The organism is Acidovorax soli (genome assembly GCF_014207955.1).
Classification (GTDB): Bacteria; Pseudomonadota; Gammaproteobacteria; order Burkholderiales; family Burkholderiaceae_C; genus Acidovorax; species Acidovorax soli_A.
Window position 1 is genome coordinate 73917 of sequence record NZ_JACHLK010000013.1, and the last position, 18736, is coordinate 92652.

19 protein-coding genes are annotated in these 18736 nt (G+C 68.9%); 8 read left to right on the forward strand and 11 right to left on the reverse strand.

From position 1 onward, the window contains the following. Window positions 1-10 precede the first annotated feature (10 nt). Genes HNP48_RS26095 through HNP48_RS26120 form a run of 6 tightly spaced genes read right to left on the reverse strand, consistent with a single transcriptional unit; the run spans window position 11 to window position 5513 of the window. Window positions 11-448 carry a flagellar FliJ family protein gene (locus tag HNP48_RS26095; RefSeq protein ID WP_184862672.1) on the reverse strand — a complete coding sequence of 146 codons (438 nt, stop codon included), beginning with the start codon at window positions 446-448 and terminating at the stop codon, window positions 11-13. Continuing rightward, entirely contained in the window at window positions 445-1755 is a 1311-nt protein-coding gene (fliI, locus tag HNP48_RS26100; RefSeq protein ID WP_184862674.1) for a flagellar protein export ATPase FliI, read from the reverse strand. The genes HNP48_RS26095 and fliI overlap by 4 nt, the downstream gene beginning before the upstream one ends. After that, on the reverse strand, window positions 1752-2444 hold the full coding sequence (gene fliH, locus HNP48_RS26105) for a flagellar assembly protein FliH (RefSeq protein WP_184862676.1): 693 nt from the start codon (window positions 2442-2444) through the stop codon (window positions 1752-1754). The genes fliI and fliH overlap by 4 nt, the downstream gene beginning before the upstream one ends. Then, a complete protein-coding gene (locus HNP48_RS26110) occupies window positions 2441-3472 on the reverse strand; it encodes a flagellar motor switch protein FliG (protein ID WP_184862678.1) in 1032 nt (343 codons plus the stop codon). The genes fliH and HNP48_RS26110 overlap by 4 nt, the downstream gene beginning before the upstream one ends. Further along, on the reverse strand, window positions 3456-5147 hold the full coding sequence (gene fliF, locus HNP48_RS26115; RefSeq protein ID WP_311773860.1) for a flagellar basal-body MS-ring/collar protein FliF: 1692 nt from the start codon (window positions 5145-5147) through the stop codon (window positions 3456-3458). The genes HNP48_RS26110 and fliF overlap by 17 nt, the downstream gene beginning before the upstream one ends. A gap of 21 nt (window positions 5148-5168) precedes the next feature. Further along, on the reverse strand, window positions 5169-5513 hold the full coding sequence (locus HNP48_RS26120; RefSeq protein WP_184862680.1) for a flagellar hook-basal body complex protein FliE: 345 nt from the start codon (window positions 5511-5513) through the stop codon (window positions 5169-5171). A 354-nt stretch (window positions 5514-5867) separates the two neighbouring features. On the opposite strand from HNP48_RS26120, the gene HNP48_RS26125 reads away from it, so the two are divergent. After that, window positions 5868-7052 (forward strand): hybrid sensor histidine kinase/response regulator, encoded by a 1185-nt coding sequence (locus HNP48_RS26125; protein ID WP_184862682.1) that lies wholly within the window; start codon window positions 5868-5870, stop codon window positions 7050-7052. Window positions 7053-7070: 18 nt separating this feature from the next. On the opposite strand, the gene HNP48_RS26130 is transcribed toward HNP48_RS26125, so the two are convergent. Beyond that, window positions 7071-7964, reverse strand: a complete 894-nt coding sequence (locus HNP48_RS26130; RefSeq protein WP_184862683.1) for a helix-turn-helix domain-containing protein — start codon at window positions 7962-7964, stop codon at window positions 7071-7073. A gap of 262 nt (window positions 7965-8226) precedes the next feature. Here HNP48_RS26130 and HNP48_RS26135 point away from each other — a divergent pair, with 262 nt between their 5' ends. The 7 genes from HNP48_RS26135 (at window position 8227) to HNP48_RS26165 (ending at window position 14754) form a co-directional block, all read left to right on the forward strand. Next, window positions 8227-9102 carry a FliM/FliN family flagellar motor switch protein gene (locus HNP48_RS26135; protein ID WP_184862685.1) on the forward strand — a complete coding sequence of 292 codons (876 nt, stop codon included), beginning with the start codon at window positions 8227-8229 and terminating at the stop codon, window positions 9100-9102. 18 nt (window positions 9103-9120) lie between these two features. Then, window positions 9121-9495, forward strand: coding sequence for a FliM/FliN family flagellar motor switch protein (locus HNP48_RS26140; protein WP_184862687.1), 375 nt, complete (start codon window positions 9121-9123; stop codon window positions 9493-9495). 16 nt (window positions 9496-9511) lie between these two features. Beyond that, window positions 9512-10273 (forward strand): flagellar type III secretion system pore protein FliP, encoded by a 762-nt coding sequence (gene fliP, locus HNP48_RS26145; RefSeq protein WP_184862689.1) that lies wholly within the window; start codon window positions 9512-9514, stop codon window positions 10271-10273. A 181-nt stretch (window positions 10274-10454) separates the two neighbouring features. Next, entirely contained in the window at window positions 10455-10727 is a 273-nt protein-coding gene (fliQ, locus tag HNP48_RS26150; RefSeq protein WP_311773861.1) for a flagellar biosynthesis protein FliQ, read from the forward strand. 15 nt (window positions 10728-10742) lie between these two features. Beyond that, complete coding sequence (fliR, locus tag HNP48_RS26155) at window positions 10743-11519, forward strand: flagellar biosynthetic protein FliR (protein WP_184862691.1); 777 nt, start codon at window positions 10743-10745, stop codon at window positions 11517-11519. Beyond that, on the forward strand, window positions 11519-12658 hold the full coding sequence (locus HNP48_RS26160; RefSeq protein WP_184862693.1) for a flagellar biosynthesis protein FlhB: 1140 nt from the start codon (window positions 11519-11521) through the stop codon (window positions 12656-12658). The genes fliR and HNP48_RS26160 overlap by 1 nt, the downstream gene beginning before the upstream one ends. Further along, a complete protein-coding gene (locus HNP48_RS26165) occupies window positions 12655-14754 on the forward strand; it encodes a flagellar biosynthesis protein FlhA (RefSeq protein WP_184862695.1) in 2100 nt (699 codons plus the stop codon). The genes HNP48_RS26160 and HNP48_RS26165 overlap by 4 nt, the downstream gene beginning before the upstream one ends. Here the strand turns inward: HNP48_RS26165 and HNP48_RS26170 are convergent. The 4 genes from HNP48_RS26170 to HNP48_RS26185 form a co-directional block, all read right to left on the reverse strand. Further along, complete coding sequence (locus HNP48_RS26170; RefSeq protein ID WP_184862696.1) at window positions 14735-15784, reverse strand: hypothetical protein; 1050 nt, start codon at window positions 15782-15784, stop codon at window positions 14735-14737. The genes HNP48_RS26165 and HNP48_RS26170 overlap by 20 nt on opposite strands. A gap of 107 nt (window positions 15785-15891) precedes the next feature. Then, the gene (locus HNP48_RS26175) at window positions 15892-16719 is read right to left on the reverse strand and encodes a flagellin (RefSeq protein ID WP_184862699.1); all 828 of its coding nucleotides are present in this window, start codon (window positions 16717-16719) and stop codon (window positions 15892-15894) included. Between the two features lie 163 nt (window positions 16720-16882). Continuing rightward, window positions 16883-17272, reverse strand: a complete 390-nt coding sequence (gene crcB, locus HNP48_RS26180) for a fluoride efflux transporter CrcB (RefSeq protein ID WP_184862702.1) — start codon at window positions 17270-17272, stop codon at window positions 16883-16885. Between the two features lie 127 nt (window positions 17273-17399). Further along, window positions 17400-18710 (reverse strand): TRAP transporter large permease, encoded by a 1311-nt coding sequence (locus HNP48_RS26185; RefSeq protein ID WP_184862704.1) that lies wholly within the window; start codon window positions 18708-18710, stop codon window positions 17400-17402. Between the last annotated feature and the right edge of the window lie 26 nt (window positions 18711-18736).

Genomic DNA, 18736 nt, shown 5'->3' on the forward strand with positions numbered 1-18736 from the left:
AGGGAGGGGCTCATGCGGGCCTCCGCTGCCACATCAGGGTGGCCATCTCGTCCTGGCGTTTCTGTTCCTCGACGTCCCGGACCCGCTGCAGGTCCCGGCGCTGGCGTTCGAGCAACTGGTTCACCGATTCGTGCTGGCGCGAGGCGCTGGCCAAGGCCTGGCGCGCCACCGCCAGGTCGGCGTCGTGCAGGGCCAGGTCGTTGCGGTGCGTGTGCGCCAGTTGCATCACGCTGTGCTTGTAGTTGCCGCTGTTGAGGGCCGCCACCGCCAGGCCGGCGCCGCTGGCCCCCACATTGCGGGTCAGCGTGTCCAGGCGGTCCAGGTTGCGCTGGTAGCGCTCGCGCACGCGCTGCTTGCCGGCCACCTCGGCCTGCTGGCGCTCCACCTCGCGCTGGCGCAGCTCGGCCAGGCGGGCCAGGCTGGCGATGCTCTGCTCGGTCGCCGTCATGCCATCACCTCCTCGAGCCGGGCCAGGGTGTCCTGCAGGGGGGCGGCCTCGGCCGTGCCCTGGTGCAGAAAGGCCTCGATGCGCGGGTACAGCGCCACGGCGCGGTCGGTCACCGGGTCGGCGCCCGGCACATAGGCGCCCAGCGGCAGCATGTCGCGCACCTGGGCGTAGCGCGACAGCAGCTCCTTGAACTGGCGCGCGGCGCGCTGCTGCTCTGGCGTGCTGACCAGGGCCATGCAGCGGCTGATGGAGGCCGTGATGTCGATGGCCGGGTAGTGGCCGCGCTCGGCCAGAGCGCGTGAGAGCACGATATGGCCGTCCAGGATGGCGCGTGCCGTGTCCACCACGGGGTCCTGCTGGTCGTCGCCTTCAGCCAGCACGGTGTAGATGGCGCTCATGCTGCCCCGGGGGTTCTCGCCGTTGCCCGCACTCTCCACGAGCTGCGGCAGCAGGCTGAAGACCGAGGGCGGGTAGCCGCGCGTGGCCGGGGGCTCGCCCAGCGACAGCGCGACCTCGCGCCGGGCCATGGCATAGCGCGTGAGCGAGTCCACGAGCAGCAGCACATGCTGGCCCTGGTCGCGGTAGTGGGCGGCGACCGAATGGCACAGCTCGGTGGCCTTGAGGCGCATCAGCGGGGATTCGTCGGCCGGTGCCACGACCACCACGGCACGGGCCAGGCCGGCGGGGCCCAGCGAGCGCTCGATGAACTCGCGCACCTCGCGGCCGCGCTCGCCGATCAGGCCCACGACGACCACGTCGGCCACGGTCTGGCGCGTGATCAGGCCCAGCAGCACGCTCTTGCCCACGCCGCTGCCGGCCATCAGGCCCACGCGCTGGCCGCGGCCCAGCGTGAGCAGGCCATTGATGGCGCGCACGCCCACGTCCAGCGGCTGGTCCACGGGCCGCTTGCGCAGCGGATTCACGTGCGGGGGATGGGTGGGCAGGACATGCTCGCCGCCCAGGCGGCCCAGGCCGTCGATCGGTTCGCCCAGGCCGTCGACGATGCGCCCGAGCCAGCTCGGCCCGATCATCAGGTCCGAGCGGTCGGGGGCCGGCAGCACGCGGGCGCCCGTGGCCAGGCCCTCGGTCTTCTTGAAGGGCATGAGGTAGGACAGGTCCTCGCGAAAGCCCACGACCTGCGCGTCGATCCAGCCGCCTGCCGCAGTCTCGATGTGGCAGCGCTGGCCCGTGTGCAGCGCGCAGCCTGCGCTCTCCAGCAGCAGCCCCGATGCCCCCACGAGCCGTCCCGTGGGCGTGGCCACGGGCACGGCGCCCAGTTCCAGCTTGCGCAGCGCGGCGGCGATCATGGCGTGGCCTCGGCTATGGCGGGCGCTGGTGTGTCGAGCAACTGCGCGGACACCTGTTCCATCACGGCGGCCTGGCGCTGGCGGCAGCCGGCGTCGGCCTCGTGGTTGCCGGCATGCACATGGCATTCGCCGGGTTCGAGGCGCGGGTCGGGGCGCAGCTTCCAGCGCCGCGCGCCCTCGGGCTGCAGTTCGTGCAGGCGCTGGCATTCCTCGGGGTTCAGGTGCACCTGCACCTCTTCGTCACTCACGCGCGGCAGGGTGGCCAGGGTCTCGTCGACCATGGCCAGCAGCTGCTGGGGTTGCAGGGCGAGCTCGCAGCGGATCACCTGGCGTGCCACCTTGGCCACCAGGTCCACCACCTCCTTGCGCATGGCAGCCTGGTAGTCGGCCTGCAGCTGCTGCAACTGTTCGAGCGCGGCCTGCAGGGGCGCGCCGATCTGCGCGAGCCGGGCGCTGGCTTCCTCGCGGCCCTGGGCCGTGCCCTGGCTGCGGCCTTCTTCCAGGCCGGCCGCCAGGCCTTCCTGGTGGCCGCTGTGCCAGCCCGACTGCAGGCCCTCCTCATAGCCCTTGGCCATGCCTTCCTGGAAGCCGTCGGCCACCAGGGACGCGTCGTCGCCCGCGACCGCCGGAGGGCGGTCGCGCAGCTGCGCCAGGGGCGGAAAGCGGTGCAGTCGCAGGTGCTGCTTCATTCGACGGTGGCTTCCGCGAACAGCTGGATCTGGATCTCGCCCGCATCGGCCAGGGCCTTGACCTGGGCCATGATCTCGCGGCGCGTCTGCTCCACGCGGCTCAGCGGCATGGGGCCGGCGCGGCGCAGCAGGTCCTCGAAGCTCTGGGCCTGGCGGCGCGGCATGGCGCGCAGGATGGCATCGCGCACCGAGGGCTCGGCACCCTTGAGCGCGATGGCCCATTGCTCGAGCGGGATGTCGTCGAGCAGGCGGATCAGCACGGCCTCGGTCTGGTTCGAGAGCATGAAGAAGTCGTACATGCGCACCTCGATGGCCGACACCACCTCGGGGTCGTGCGCGCGCAGCAGCTCGATCATGCTGCGCTTGTCGCCCGAGAGCCGGTTGATGATCTCCGCGACCTGGCGCGAGCCCTCGACGGTGGCGCTCTGCGTGCCCAGGTCGTCCAGGCAGCGCCCGACGATCTCTTCGAGCTCGATCAGCCATTCGCTCTCGATCTCCTGCAGCCGCGCCATGTTCAGCAGCACGTGGTCGCGGCTGGCTTCGGGCAGGGCCTCGATCACGGCGCTGGCCTGGGGGGGCGGCAGGAACGCCAGGAACACCGCCTGCATGCGCACGTGCTCCTGGCCGATGCGCTCGGCCAGCCACTTGGGCGAGGCCCATTGCAGGCGCGCCATCTTGGGACGGATGGCGTCGCCGTAGATGCTGTTGAGCACGTTGCCCGCGATGTCGGCGCCGAGCGCCAGGTCCAGCGAGCGCTTGAGGTAGGAGCGCGAGGCGCCGTGCACCCCGCTTTGCTCGCGGTAGTCGTCGAAGAAGCGCTGCATGGAGCTGCGCACGGTCTCGACCTTGATGCCGCTCAGGCGCGACATGACCTGCGTGACCTCGAGCAGTTCCTCGCGCGAGAGGCAGCGCAGCACGGCGGCGGCAGGCTCCTCGCCCATGCACAGCAGCACGATGGCGGCCTGCTCCAGCGGGCCGCTGGTGGCGTCGCCCTGGGCAGCGATCGGGGGGTCAATTCGGGTGGCCATGTTTTTGAATCCACTGTTTCACGACTTCGGCCACGCGCTCGGGCTCCTTCTCGGCCAGCACGCGCAGGTGGCTCACCATCACATCCACGGGCGAGCCAGGGGGCGGCAGGTCGTAGTCTTCGAGCAGGGGCACCACGGGCATGGCGCCAGGGCCGGCCACCGCGGCAGGGCTGGCGGCGGCGGCAGGCGCACTGCTGTTCTCGTCGAGCGGCACCACGGGCGTCAGGGCAGGCGCCTGGCCCAGGGCCAGCGGCGCCGGGGCGGCCAGGCGCTGCTGGGTGCTGCGCACCAGAGGCCGCACGACGAAGAAAAACGCCAGTACCGCTGCCAGCAGGTAGACCAGCGGCATGCCCCAGTCGACGACGGTGTCGCGCTGCTGCCACCAGGGCTGCGGTGCCGGCGGGGCGCGGAAGGCCAGGGCCGAGACGATGAGCTGGTCGCCGCGCTCGGCATTGATGCCCAGGCCGTTGTGCAGGATCTTCTCGATGTGGGCCAGCTCGGGTGCGCTCCAGCCGGCGGTGGCGCCCTTGGGGGCCACGGCGGTGTTGAGCACCACCGACACGTGCAGCTTGCTCAGGCGGCTGCGGCTGCGCTTGATCTGCTTGATGCTGCGGTCGTAGGCGTACTGGCGCGTGGTGGCGTTCTTGCGCGCCGTGTTGGCATTGGCGGCGGCGTTCGGGTCGGCGGGCGGGGCCGCGGCCGGGTCGGAGTTGACGGGGCGGTTGCTCAGCGAGCCGGGCACGCCGATGGCGGCCAGGGCGCGGTCCTGCTCGTCGCGCACCGCCTCGGCGGTCACGCGCGGGTCGGTGCCGAATTTTTCCTGCGTTTCCTCGATGCGGTCCTCGTCCACCTCGGCGGTGACGCTGGCCTTGAAGTTGTCTTCGCCGAGCACGGGCGCAAGCAGCTCGCGGATGCTGCGCAGCGTGGCATCGCGGTGGCGCGTTGCGGCCTCGCCGCCGTTCAGTGCGTCCAGGCCCTGGCTCAGGTCCACATGGGCCGAGAGCAGGTTGCCGCTCTGGTCCACCAGCTGCACGCGCTGGGGCGAGAGGCTGGCCACGCTGCCCGCCACGAGGTTGACGACGGCGGCGATCTGCTCCGGACCGAGGCGGCGGCCGGGTTTGAGCGTGAGCATCACCGAGGCCGAGCTTTGCGTGCCGTCGCTGATGACGAACGAGGTCGACTTGGCGATGGACAGGTGCACGCGGGCCGACTCCACGGCATCGAGTGCGCCGATGCTCTGTGCCAGCTCGCCCTCCAGGCCGCGGCGAAAGCGCACGTCCTGCACGAACTGGCTCACGCCCAGCGGGTCGTTGCGGTCCATCAGCTCCAGGCCGGCGGGCAGCTTGGCGGTCACGCCCTTGGCGGCCAGCAGCATGCGCACCTTGCCCAGCGACTTCTCGGGCACCAGCACCTGGCCGCTCTCGGGATGGATGCGGTAGGGGATCTGCTCGGCTTCGAGCACCGACATCATGTCGGCCGCAGCCACCTTTTCGCGCGCACCGAACACCGGCTTGTACCCGGCCTCGGCGTTCCACAGGAACATCAGCACCACGGCCGTGAGGCCCGCGGCCAGCAGGACGAGGGGGGCGAGGCTTTTCACGAAGGCCGGCGCAAGGCGGGGCAGGCTGCCCGCGCGCAGGCGCTCCCAGCCGGATTTCAGGGTGGTGGCATTCACGCGAAAGGCTCCGGTGTGCTCTTACAGCGGCAGCTTGACCAGGTCTTCCATGGCGCCCATGACCTTGTTGCGCACCTGCATCAGCATGGAGAACGACAGGCTGGCTTCCTGGCTGGCGAGCATGGCGCCCACGAGGTCGTCGCTGGCGCCGCTGTCCACCTCGGCCATCTTCACCCCCGCGTCGTGGTCCTGCTGGTTGACGGAGTGCACCGCCGCCATCATGCGGTCCGCAAAGCCGCCGGCCCCGGGGGCGCCGCCAGCGTCGCCCGTGGCTTCCAGGACCGGGGTCGGGGCGCTCAGCGCGCTCAGTTGTTCCTGGATCTGGCGCAGGTCGGCCTGGATCAGGGCAGCGGTGGCTTGGCTCATGGGAATGCATCCTTGAAAAATCGCCGTGCAACCGGGCCCGCGGGTGGATGTCACCAGGGCAATGGTTGCAATTTGTTCTTCATTGTAAGTGAGATTTTACAAATGATGCGTAAAAATCATCAAAAAAGCCAGATGAGCAGTTTTTTGTCGCTTTGTTGCGCTCTTTGCTCTATCTTGGAGTGGTGTTTTGGAGGAATAGTGGCTTCACAGGGTCGCTTTTAAGGGTTTTCCATAGGAAAATGGGGGCGAGTTGGATGAATTGTTGATTTCTCAGTAGCATGTGTATCTGTTGCACATGGCTTCTCGCCCCGCAGGGGTGCAAGGGTGAGGGCCGCCTGGAGCGGTGACGCAGCGATGCAGTACGGATTCGAGCTGGCGGTGGTGGGGGGGCTGGTCCTGGTGGCTGGCGGCTGGGGGATTTCCGTCTACCTGGGCCTGCGCAGGGCGCGCCTGGCGCTGGAGCAGGCGCAGCAGACGCTGGCCGAGCGCAATGAGTTCCTGGGCATGATGGCCCACGAGATGCTGACCCCGTTGCAGACGCTGATCAGTTCGGTCGAACTCATCGAGCTCAGCGGGCACCTGCCTTCGGACGACCAGGCGTTTCGCCGCCTGCGCCGCAGCGCCCAGCAGCTGGAGGCGCAGATGAACGACACGGTGGAGTTCGCGCGCCTGAGTGGCGGGCGGCTGAAGGTCTCGCCCATGCTGTTCCAGCCTGACCTGATGATGCGCATCATCGTTGCCGAATACGAGGAGGCGGCGCGCGAGCGCGGGGTGCGGCTCGAGGTGTGTGTGGACCCCGAGCCCTGTCCGCGGGTCATCACCGATCCCGCGCGGCTGCGCCAGATCATCACCAACCTGATTTCCAACAGCGTGAAGTACGCCAACCCGGGCGAGGTGCTGTGCTCGGTGCAGGTGCAGGAGGCGCCCGCCCAGGTCACCATCGCCGTGATGGACCGCGGGCCGGGCTTCGATGCTGCGGTCGATGTATGGGCGCCCTTCGTGCGTGGCAGCAAGACGCAGCAGGGCGCGGGCCTGGGCCTGGCGGTGGTCAAGCTCATGTCCGACCTGCTGCAGGGCACGGCCCGGGTGGTGAGCCGGGTGGGCGAGGGCACGGCCTTCATCGTGCAGATTCCGGTGGAGGTCGAGCGCACCCAGGAGGTCCGGGCGGCCGTGCCGACGTCACGGCGCCAGCGCGTGCTGGTGGTCGACGACAACGACGATGTGCGCCAGGGCCTGCTGGCCATGCTGCAGGCCCTGGGGGCCCAGGCGGAGGGGGCTGCGAGCGTGGCCCGTGCCTTGCAGATGCTGCAGACCACCCGGTACGACGGCCTGGTGCTGGACCTGTGCCTGCACGATGGCAGCGGCTATGACGTGGCCCGTGCGGCGCGCCAGCCCGGGGGGCTGAACGCCGAAACGCCCATCGTGGCGCTGTCGGCCTACCACGAGAGCGATGCCGAAGGGGACCTGCTGCTGGCCGCGAAGTTCGAGAAGCCGATTTCGGTGGCGCGCCTGCGCTCCGCCATGCAGCACTTCGCCTGAGCCGGGCCGTCCGGCCGCTCAGCTGCTTTCGCCCAGAAGCTGCTTGACCTGGGAGATCAGCAGGGCCAGGCGAAAGGGTTTTTCGATCACCTGGATGCGCAGGGTCAGCGCCATGCGCGCAATCTCTTCCTCGGCCGCATTGCCCGAGGCGATCGCGCCGGTGGTCAGGATCAGGGGGGCTGTAGGCTGGGCGCGGCGGATGGCGCGCAGCGCATCGGCGGCGGTCTGGCCGCCCAGCCACCAGTCCACGACATAGGCGTCGAACGGTGCAACGGCCGCTTCGTAGGACAGGTCCGCGGCCGAGGCGAAGGTGCTGGCATGGTAGCCCGAGCGCGTGAAGGCCTCCTTCAGGTTGGCGGCCAGGTCGGCGGAGTCCTCCAGGATGGCGATGCGCGGCAGCGGGCGTTGCAAGGGGGTGATGGACAGGTGAAGCACCCGGTGCCGCGGTGCCGTGGCCGGGGCTTCGGCATAGGCTTGCACGCGCCATTCGCTGCCGTCGCGTGTGGCCACCAGCTCGCAATGCTCATGGGGGCCGAGTTCGGTGCCCAGGGTGGCCATGCAGGCCAGGCTGCGCCCGCCCATCTGCATCTGGGCGGTCACGGCATCCGCGGATTCGCGCGGCGCCTGGCTGGGCTGGTTGCTCAGCGGGGTGCTGACATCCACCTGGAAGTACTGGGCCAGCGCCAGCAGGTCGGCGCTGGAGAAGGAGCCGTCCTGGAACTTGCGGAACGCGCCCGAACGCGACAGGCCCAGGATGACGGCCAACTGGGAGGAGTGCTTGTGCCGAGGCCAGCCCTGCGCACTGAAGAAGGCGTGCAGGCGGCGCGAGATGACGCTGGTGGGTTGCTGCTCCTCGCCGGCAAAGTCGCCGGCGGCGGGGTCGTGCGGATCGGAATGCTTGGGCTCGATCATGGTGTTTTGTCTTGGGTGCAGCAAATTGGCGACAAAAAGTAACGACTTCTTAAGAAGCGATCCCAAAACTGGACAATTTTGTTTCTGCCTGTAAAATGTTGCGTAAATTGCACTCAAATGCGCAAACAGGTCGGAAGGGGCCATGCTCCGTCCGACCTGCTGCTGTTCTGGATGCAGACCAATATAGCCCAACTGGCCGGGTCAAGGCCGTAATCGTTGTCCTACACGCAGCATTGTTCAACTCTCATCGGTTTGGCTTGATATGACGCAATCCGCGCAGTACTCGGCTGCGCTCCATCCCGTCCTGGACGCACGCACCCTGGGACGGCCGGTGCACCTGCTGGCGCCGTTTGCACGCAAGTTCGGCGCCGACCTGTCGGACCTGCTGCGCCAGGGCATGAACCGGCGCTACGGTACGCGCCTGGCCGTGGCCGAGGCGCGCATGGCGCACCGCCCTGCCAGCCCGTCACCACGCTGGCAGGTGTATGGCCTGGCGCAGGGGCGCATGGGGGTCGCGGTGGAGCGCGAGCTGCTGTTGCGCCTGCTGCACTGCCGCTATGGCGTGGGCAGCGGCGCGGTGCTGGATCCGGCGGCCATTCCCTTCACGGCCACCGAGGACCGGCTGGCGCGCCGGCTCGGCGAAGACCTCGTGGCGGCCCTGGCGCAGCGTGTGCAGGCTGGCCTGGCGGCGCTGGCCATGGGCCCGCAGCCAGACGGCGAAGGCGACGCTGCGGTGCAATGGCTGGCGCAATCGCGCGACGCCGTGGGGGCCTGGTCGCTCGTGCTGACCGTGGAAGAGCCCGGCTGGGGTCTGCGCTCCGAAGTGCAGATCGGTCTGGACGACGCCTGGATGGAGCGCCTGCTGGCCCAGCTGACCACCGGCCGTTCCCAGGCCCGGCGCGAGCGCCTGCATGCCGAAGCCCGCCCGCTGGCGGGGCGCATTCCCCTGCGCCTGTCGGCGCGCCTGCTGCGCCGGCGCATGACGCTGGGCGAGGTGATGGACCTGCGCCCGGGCGATGTGATTCCGGTCAGTTTCCAGACGGCCGATGTCCTGATCAAGGATTCGCGCCTGTTCACTGCCACGGTGGCAGAGCACAAGGGTGGGCTGTGGCTCACCGCATTCAACGACGCAGCCTGACGCTGGCGAGCTACTCCCATGAGCCAAGACAATCCCGGATTCGACACCCTGCTGGACGAGCTTCCTCCCCACCTCGCGGACGAGGACCTGCCGCTGGCCGAGGCCCCCGTGGCCGCGCCGCGCCCGCGCCGCGATTTCGCGCAGATGCTGCGCAAGATCCCGGTCACGCTGACGCTGGAGGTGGGCTCGGCCGACATCACGCTCGACCAGGTCATGGCCCTGCAGCACGACAGTGTGGTGGAGCTCGATGCCGTGGCGGGCACGCCGCTCGTGATCAAGGTCAACGGCACGCCCATCGGCCGTGCCGAGGTGGTGGTCGCCGGCGAGAACTACGGCCTGCGCGTGATCGAGCTGGCCGATCTGGACCTGCTGTCGATCGACGCTCCGAACTGAGCCGGAGCACCTTGCCATGACCTTGCGACGAACGGCCGGATGGGCCGCTGTGGTGCTGCTCGCCCTGGCGCTGGGCGGGGCGGATACGGCCTGGGCCGCCAACACGGTGCCGCTGATCAGCGTGGGGGCCAAGGGGGCCCAGACCGAGTTCACCGTGAAGACGCAGGTCCTGGTCATCATGACGCTGCTCGGGCTGCTGCCCGTGCTGATGCTGATGATGACCAGCTTCGTGCGCTTCGTGATCATCCTGTCGCTGCTGCGCCAGGCCCTGGGGCTGCAGCAGGGCCTGCCCAACCGCATCGTGACGGGCGTGGCGCTGATCCTGACCCTGCTCGTGATGCGGCCCGTGGGCGAGAACATCTGGACCCATGCCTTCGTGCCCTATGACCAGGACAAGATCGGCCTGGAGCTCGCGCTGAAGCGCGCCGAGGAGCCGCTTTCGCGCTTCATGCTCGCGCAGACCAGCAAGAGCGCGCTGCAGCAGATCTCGGGCCTGGCCGGTGAGGCGCCGGTGGCCGAGCCCGCGCAGCATGCCTTCACCGTGAAGCTCGCGGCCTTCGTGCTCAGCGAGCTCAAGACCGCCTTCCAGGTGGGCTGCATGCTGTTCATCCCGTTCATGGTGGTCGACCTCGTCGTGGCCTCGGTGCTCATGGCCATGGGCATGATGATGCTGTCGCCGCTCGTGATCTCGCTGCCGCTCAAGCTGCTGCTGTTCGTGCTGGTGGACGGCTGGACGCTGACCGTGAACACCTTGATCACCAGTGTGCGGGCGTATTGATGGACTTCCCCCTGAGTCGCTTCGCGCCATCCCCCCAGAGGGGGGGCGGCCCCAGTGCACGCAAGCGAAGCGCCGCATCCGCGGCTTGGCGGCCCTTGCACGGGGGCGCTGGCCGGGGCCGCGCCGGTTTCATCATCCGTGGGGCGCTGCCATGCGCCGAGGAAAAATCCGGGGAGTGGCCATGCTGACGCCTGAAATTGCGGTCGATCTGGTCAGCGAGAGCCTGCACCTGGTGATGCTGCTGGTGGCGGTGCTGGTCGTGCCGGGGCTGATCGTGGGGCTGATCGTGGGGATCTTCCAGGCGGCCACGCAGATCAACGAGCAGACGCTGAGCTTTCTGCCGCGCCTCTTGGTCACGCTGCTGGCGGTGATTGTCGGCGGCCGCTGGATGGCGGGGCTGCTGATGGATTTCTGCGTGGAGATCTTTCAGCGCGCCGCCACGCTGGTGGGCTAGCCGCGCGGGTCTGCCATGGACGCTGTCTTTCCCGGCCTGCTGGCCCAGCTGCTGGCCCTGTGGTGGCCGTTCTGCCGCGCCATGGCGCTGCTCAGTGCCGCGCCCATCCTGGGCGATGGCAGCGTGCCCGTGACGCTGCGGCTGCTGCTGTCCCTGGTGCTGGCCGTGGTGCTGATGCCCGTGGCGCGGCCGGTGGTGGAGATCGATCCGCTGTCGCTGCACGCGGTGGTGGCCACCATCGAGCAGGCGGCCATCGGCGGCCTGCTGGGGCTGGCGCTGCACTTCACCACCTCGGTGATCATGGTGCTGGGCTACCTGGTGTCGAGCCAGATGGGCTTGTCGATGGCCACCATGAACGACCCGCTGTCGGGCATTTCCTCGGACGTGGTGTCCAGCCTGCTGTCGGTGCTCGGCATGCTGGTGTTCTTTTCCATGGACGGCCACCTGCTCGTCACGCAGGTGATGGGCGCGAGCTTCCAGCAGTGGCCCGTGGGCGGAGGCATCCATGTGCCGGCCCTGCGCACGGTGGCGTTCAACGTGGCCTGGGTGTTCTCGGCGGCCTTGCTGCTGGCCCTGCCGGTGGTGCTGGCGACCTTCGTGGTGCAGCTGGGTTTCGGCTTTCTCGCGCGCGTGGCGCCGACCCTGAACCTGTTCGCCCTCGGGTTCTCCGTGGTGACCTTGTTCGGCCTGGTCATGCTGGCCCTGCTGGTGCGCTACCTGCCCGAGCACTACCTGCGCATGACCACCCAGGTCCTCGAGATGCTGCGCCTGAGCATGCTGGAGCGCCGCTGATGGCAGAGTCCTCCAGCGGCGACAAGACCGAAAAGCCTTCGGCGCAGAAGCTCAGGAAGGCCCGCGAGCAGGGCCAGGCCGCCCGCTCCAAGGACCTGGTGACCGCCGTGGGCATCGTGGCCAGCCTGTACCTGCTGGTCTGGCTGATGCCGGGCTACCTGCAGGACTTTCGCCAGATCTTCCACTACAGCCTGGCCCACCTGGAGGGCGACGGCGCGCTGGACAACGCCTGGTCCATGCTCTTTCTGGCGGCAGCGCTGCTGGTGCTCAAGCTCGTGGCGCCGTTCGCACTCATGCCGCTGTTGCTGCTGCTGGCCTCCCTGGTCCCGGGGGGCTGGGTGTTCTCGTCGGAGAACCTGCTGCCCAAGTTCAGCCGCCTCAATCCGCTGGCCAACCTGGGGCGCTTGTTCGGTGGCAAGCACCTGGCCGGGGTGGTGGCGTCGGTGCTCAAGGCCGCCTTGCTGTCGGCCGTGCTCTGGTACCTGTGCACCCGCACCGCGGCCGACTACCTGCGCCTGCAGGGCATGGCCCTGGGCGATGCCCTCGCGCAGGGCTGGAACATGGCGCTCTCCGGCGTGTTCGCCATGGCCCTGGTGTTCGTGCTGTTCGGCCTGATCGACCTGCCCGTGCAGGTGTTCTTCTTTCTGCGTGGCCAGCGCATGAGCAAGCAGGACCAGAAGGAAGAGCACAAGAGCAACGAAGGCCGCCCCGAGGTCAAGCAGCGCATCCGCCAGCTGCAGCGCCAGCTGTCGCGGCGCAGCGTGCGCTCGGCCGTGCCCACGGCCGATGTGGTGATCGTCAACCCCGAGCACTATGCCGTGGCCTTGAAGTACGACGAGCGCCGCGCCCAGGCGCCCTTCGTGGTCGCCAAGGGGGTGGACGAGATGGCGCTGTTCATCCGCGCGGTGGCGCGCGAGCACCGTGTGGAGGTGGTGAGCATGCCGCCGCTGGCGCGCGCCGTCTACCACACCAGCCAGGTGCACCAGCAGATCCCGATCCCGCTGTACACGGCCGTGGCCCTGGTGCTGAACTATGTGCTGCAGCTCAAGGCCTTCAAGGCCGGCCAGCGCCCCCATGAGCCCCGCCCGCCCACCGACGTGGCCGTGCCCACCCATCTGTCGACTCCCGCTTCGCCATGAACTTCCTGCCGCCTGCACTGCGCGACCTGCTGCGCCGCTACAGCTTTGCCTCGCCCCTGATGCTGCTGGCCCTGCTGGCCATGATCATCCTGCCGCTGCCGCCGGCGCTGCTGGACGTGCTGTTCACGTTCAACATCGTGCTGGCCATCGTGGTGATACTGATCAGCGTCTCGGTCAGCCGGCCGCTGGAGTTCTCCACCTTCCCGACCATCATCCTGGGCACCACGCTGATGCGCCTGGCGCTCAACGTTGCGTCCACGCGCGTGGTGCTGTTGCACGGCCATGAGGGCACGCACGCGGCGGGCCAGGTGATCGAGGCCTTCGGCAATGTGGTGATCGGCGGCAACTTCGTGGTCGGCCTGGTGGTGTTCGTCATCCTGATGATCATCAACTTCGTGGTCGTGACCAAGGGCTCGGAGCGCATCTCCGAGGTCTCGGCGCGCTTCACGCTCGATGCGCTGCCAGGCAAGCAGATGGCCATCGACGCCGACCTGAACGCCGGCCTCATCAACCAGGAAAAGGCCCAGGCGCGCCGGCGCGAGGTCGGCATGGAGGCCGACTTCTACGGCGCCATGGACGGTGCCTCCAAGTTCGTGCGCGGCGACGCCATCGCGGGCATCCTGATCCTGTTCATCAACATGATCGGGGGCGTGGCCATCGGCGCGCTGATGCACGACCTGTCGTTCGGCGATGCCTTCCGCCAGTATGCGCTGCTGACCATCGGCGACGGCCTGGTGGCGCAGATCCCGGCGCTGTTGCTGTCGGCGGCGGCAGCCATCATCGTCACGCGCGTGAGCGACTCGGGCGACTTCGAGAGCCAGGTCAGCGGCCAGTTGCTGGCTTCACCCCAGGCGCTGTACAGCGCGGCCGTGATCATGGCGGCGCTGGGCCTGATCCCGGGCATGCCCTGGTTCAGCTTCCTGGGGTTCGCGGCGGTGCTGGCCTTCGTGGGCTGGCGCCAGTCCCGGCGCGCGCCGCGGCCCCTGCCGGCCACCGACGCCCAGGCCCTGAGCGCGACCCTGGCCACGGCTGAGCCTCCGGCCGAGATCGACTGGCGCAGCCTGCCTGTGGTGGAGCCGCTGGCCGTGGCCCTGGGCTACCGCCTCGTGGGCCTGATCGACAAGGCCCAGGGGGCGCCCCTGCTCAAGCGCGTCAAGGGCGTGCGCCAGACGCAGAGCGAGGCCCTGGGCCTGCTGCTGCCTGCTGTGGCCGTGCGCGATGACCTCAGCATCAAGCCCTCGCAGTACGTGATCCAGCTGCGCGGCACGCCCGTGGCCCGCGCCGAGGTGCCGGCCGACCGGCTCATGGCCATACCCTCGCCCCAGCTCTACGGCGAGGTCGATGGCGAACCCGGCGTGGACCCGGCCTACGGCATGCCCGTGGTCTGGATCAGGCCCGACGACAAAGCCCATGCCCTGGGCCTGGGCTACCAGGTGGTGGATATCCCCAGCGTCGTCGCCACCCACCTGGGCAAGGTGGTGCGCGAGAACCTGCCCGAACTGTTCGGCCACGAGGACGTGGTGGAGCTCATGGAGCGCCTCACGGCGCTGGCGCCCCGGCTGGCCGAGGCGCTGACCAAGGCCATGACGCATGCCCAACTGCTCAAGGTGCTGCGCGTGCTGCTGACCGAGAACGTCTCGCTCAAGGACATCGTGCCCATCGCCACCACCTTGCTCGACACCGTGGACACCACCAAGGACCCCATCCTCATGGCCGCTGAGGTGCGCTGTACCTTGCGCCGCCAGATCGTCGAAGGCCTGAACGGGCCGCGCCCCGAGCTCAAGGTCTTCAACCTCACGAGCGAGCTCGAGAACATGCTGCTGGGCGCGCTCAACCAGGCGCGCCAGGGCGGTGCCAAGGTGGCGCTAGACAACTACGCCATCGACCCGAACCTGCTGTCGCAACTGCAAGCCCACATGCCGCTGGCGCGCGACCAGATGAAGCAGCAGACCACGCCGCCGCTGCTGCTCGTCATGCCCCAGGTGCGGCCACTACTGGCGCGCTATGCAAGGCTGTTCGCGCCGGGGCTGGCCGTGCTGTCGTACAACGAGATCCCCGAGAACCGCGACATCAGCATCATCGGAACGGTGGGCTGAGCGCGTTCAGCACCTCGGCCGCGGCCCGGAACAGGCCGGGCGGCAAAGCCAGGTCTGCCGGGCCCCATTGCGGTGCCGATGCCGGCAGCGGCGCCATGGCCGCGAGCGGCTGCTGGTGCAGCACCTGCCAGTGCAGCAGGCGCAGGTGGGAGCGGCCCAGCGAGGCGGCCGCCAGCGTGGCGCGGCTTTGCAGCAGCGACACGGCATCGGCCGCGCTGGCGCTCAGCACCGCAGCCACGGCGGTGCCCAGCAGCTCCAGGTCCACGCGCACCGGGCCCAGGCCGGGCAGGTCGAGTTCCAGGCACAGCCGCTGGGCCGGGTTCCTGCGCGGACCAGAGGGTCGCGCGCGCGCCGGGGCGGGCCAGAACGTGAGCCACACCCCGGGCCACAGCAGGGCGTGGAACACCAGCAGGCCCTGCAGGGCCTGCTGGGCCTGGGTGGCTTGGTGGTAGGGGGGCTCACCGGCCAGGGCCATGGCATCGGTTCGCTGCGGCAGCAGTGCCGCTGAGGGCGTTTGTGCAAGGCTGGCCTGCCGCCAGTGCGCCAGCACCAGGTTGCGCCACTGCGCGGCCAGCACCGGCACCTGCAGCGGCGCCAGCAGCAGGCGGTGGATGCCAGCCTGGTCGGGGAGCAGGGCGGGTGTCGGGGTCTGCGACCGGGCCCCGGCATCACTGCCGCCGCGGGCCGTTGCCACGGACGGGGCCATGCCCTCCTCGGCAGGGCCGAGCACGGCCAGCTCCAGTTGCGGCGTGGTGGCCACCACACGCACCAGCAGCAGCTGCCCGGGCTCCCAGCGCTGGCCCGCGAGGGCCGAGGCCGGGATCTGGACGGGCTGCCCCTCGGGCCCGCGGGCCAGCAGGCCGCCATCGAAAGCGGCCGTGACGCGCAGGCGCAGCAGGGGCTCCACCGGGTCGAGCCGCGAGAGGGCGGTGGTGGCCGTGGCCGGAAAGGCGGCGCCAGGGCGCGCTGCCAGCGCCCGCCCCGGGGCACCCGCTGGTGCGGGGCTGCTGCCCAGTCGCTCCAAAGCCATGCCATGCTCCCGTCGTCAGGGGTGGTGATTGCCAAAAAAAAGCCAACCGCATGCGGTTGGCTGGTGCGGGCCGGCCCGAAGGCCCGCCCGGGTGCTGCAAGAGCGCCTTATTGCAGCAGCGACAGGGCCAGCTGCGACATGCTGTTGGACTGCTTGAGCATGCTGGTGCTGGCTTGCATCAGCATCTGCTTGGTGGTCATGTTGGCCGATTCCGATGCGTAGTCCACATCCAGGATGCGGCCCTTGGCGGCTTCGGTGTTCTGGGTCATGTTGGACAGGTTGTTGTACACATGGTCCAGGCGGTTGGCGGCGGCACCCATGGCCGAACGCAGCGTGCCCACGGCGGCCGAGGCGGTGTCTGCCAGGGCGATGACGCCGTTGCCGGCGGCGGTGATGTCGCCACCCTTGAGGGCGGTGATGGCCGTGGCCAGGGCGGTCATCGAGGCGCTGGCATCGAAGGCGTAGGTTTCCGCGCCCGAAGCACCGATCTGGAAGGTCGCCGCAGCAGCGAAGGTACCGCCGGTCAGCAGGGCCTGGCCACCGAACTTGGTGTTGGTCATGATGCTGTCGATTTCAGCGGCCAGGGCGTCGAATTCGGCGTCCATGGCGGTCTTGTCGGCGGCGCTGGAGGTGGCGTTGGACGCTTCCGTGGCCAGGTCCTTCATGCGCAGCATCATGTTGTTGACTTCGTCCAGCGCGCCTTCGGCGGTCTGCAGCATGGAGATGCCGTTTTGCGTGTTGCGCTGGGCCACGGCCATGCCGCGGGTCTGGGCGTTCAGGCGGGTGGCGATCTGCAGGCCGGCAGCGTCGTCCATGGCCGAGTTCACGCGGAAGCCGGTGGACAGGCGCGTCATCGAGGTGGACAGGGCCTTGTTGGTCGAGCCCGAAACTGCCTGGGCGGAGAGGGAAGCCGAATTCGTGTGCAGGCTAAGCATGTCAGTTAACTCCTGGTTTGGTAGGTTACAGGCAGCGTTTTGTCGCCCGTACCTCCACAAGGCGGAGCGCCCGCACGAAAACTTAAATGGCCGGCGAAAAAAAACCGCCCGAAGGCGGTTGCGGCAGTGCAGGCACGGCACCACGGCCGGTTCGCCGCCTGCTTCACCCGGCGCTCCTGCCGATCAGGTAGGCGGTGCTTTGCAGCCCGAGCACGGTCAGCGCCAGCGAGCCCAGCACGTGCAGCCCCGCCGTGCCCAGCGCCAGGGCATAGCGCTGCTGCACCAGCATGGCCACCACCTCGGCCGAAAAGCTCGAGAACGTGGTGAGCCCGCCCAGGAAGCCCGTGACCAGCGCCAGTCGCCAGGCCGGATCGAGCTGCGGCAGGGCCTGGAACACCGCCACGCACACGCCGATGAGGTAGCCGCCGATCAGATTGGCCGCAAGCGTGCCCCAGGGCAGTACCGAGCCCGCCGTGGACAGCCACAGGCCCAGCCGCCAACGCGCCAGCGCACCCAGGCTGGCGCCCATGCAGATGGCAACGACTGCAAGCATGGTGTGATCTCTCCCAGGAAAAATGTGTGGCCGCCATTGTGGCCGAAGCGTTGGATGCAGGCGCGGCACAGCCCAGCGCGCCCGCCTCTGGCAGACGCACCTTGGCGCGCAGCGCCTCGGTGGGCGCCTACTTCTCCGCCCCCATGACCAGGTCCGGCAAGATGGTCACGATCTGCGGGAACGCCGTGATGATCGCGATGCAGACCACCAGGCACAGGAAGAAGGGAATGGCGGCGCGGGCAATCGTGTTGCTGTCCTTGCCGGTCATGTTCTGCAGCACGAAGAGGTTGAAACCCACGGGCGGCGTGACCTCGGCGATCTCGACCAGGAGCACGATGAAGATGCCGAACCAGATCAGGTCGAACCCGGCCTGCTGGATCATGGGTAGCACCACGGCGCTGGTCAGCACGATCATGCTGATGCCGTCCAGGGCGGTGCCCAGCACCAGGTAGACCACCACCAGCACGCTGATCAGTGCGAAGGGCGACAGGTGCATGGCGTTCACCCATTCGGCCAGCTCGCGCGGGATGCCGGTGAAGGCCATGGTCTTGGTGAGGAAGGCGGCGCCGGCCAGGATGAACATGATCATGCAGCTGGTGCGCGTGGTGCCCATCAGCCCGTCCTTGAAGTTCTGCCAGGTCAGCGAGCGGCTCCACAGCGCCAGACCCAGCGAGCCCAGCACGCCGAAGGCTGCGCACTCGGTGGCCGTGGCATAGCCGGTGACCAGCACCACCACGATGAACACGATGAGCAGGCCCACTGGGATCAGGTTGCCCGACTTGCGGATCTTCTCGCGCAGCGTGGAGGGTGGGTCGGCCGAGGGCACCTTGTCGGGGTTGCGCAGGCTCCACCAGCCGATGTAGCCCGAGAACAGCAGCATCAGCAGGATGCCGGGCAGAAAGCCTGCCAGGAAGATGCGGATGATGGAGGCATCGGCCGCAACCGCGTACACCACCATGGTGATGGACGGCGGGATCAGGATGCCCAGGGTGCCGGCCGTGGCCAGCGAGCCCAGCGCCAGCTTTTCGTCGTAGCCGCGCCGCATGAGCTCGGGCAGGGCCACCTTGCTGATGGTGGCGCAGGTGGCGGCCGACGAGCCCGAGACCGAGCCGAAGATGCCGCAGCCCAGGATGGTGGTGTGCATCAGCCGGCCCGGCACGCGGTTCAGCCAGGGGCGCAGGCCCTCGAACATCTCTTCGGACAGCTTGGTGCGGAACAGGATCTCGCCCATCCAGATGAACAGCGGGAGGGCCGCGAGCTCCCAGCTCGCATTGCTCTCCCAGAAGGCCGAGAACAGGTTCTTGGCCGGCTGCGTGGAGGTGAAGAAGGCCTGGCCCACCCAGCCGCAGATGGCCAGGGTCATGGCGATCCAGACCCCGCCGGACAGCAGCACCAGCATCAGCAGCAGCAGGATGCCGCCCACCATCAGAATATCCATGTCGTGCTTTCTTGTGGCCGCAGCAT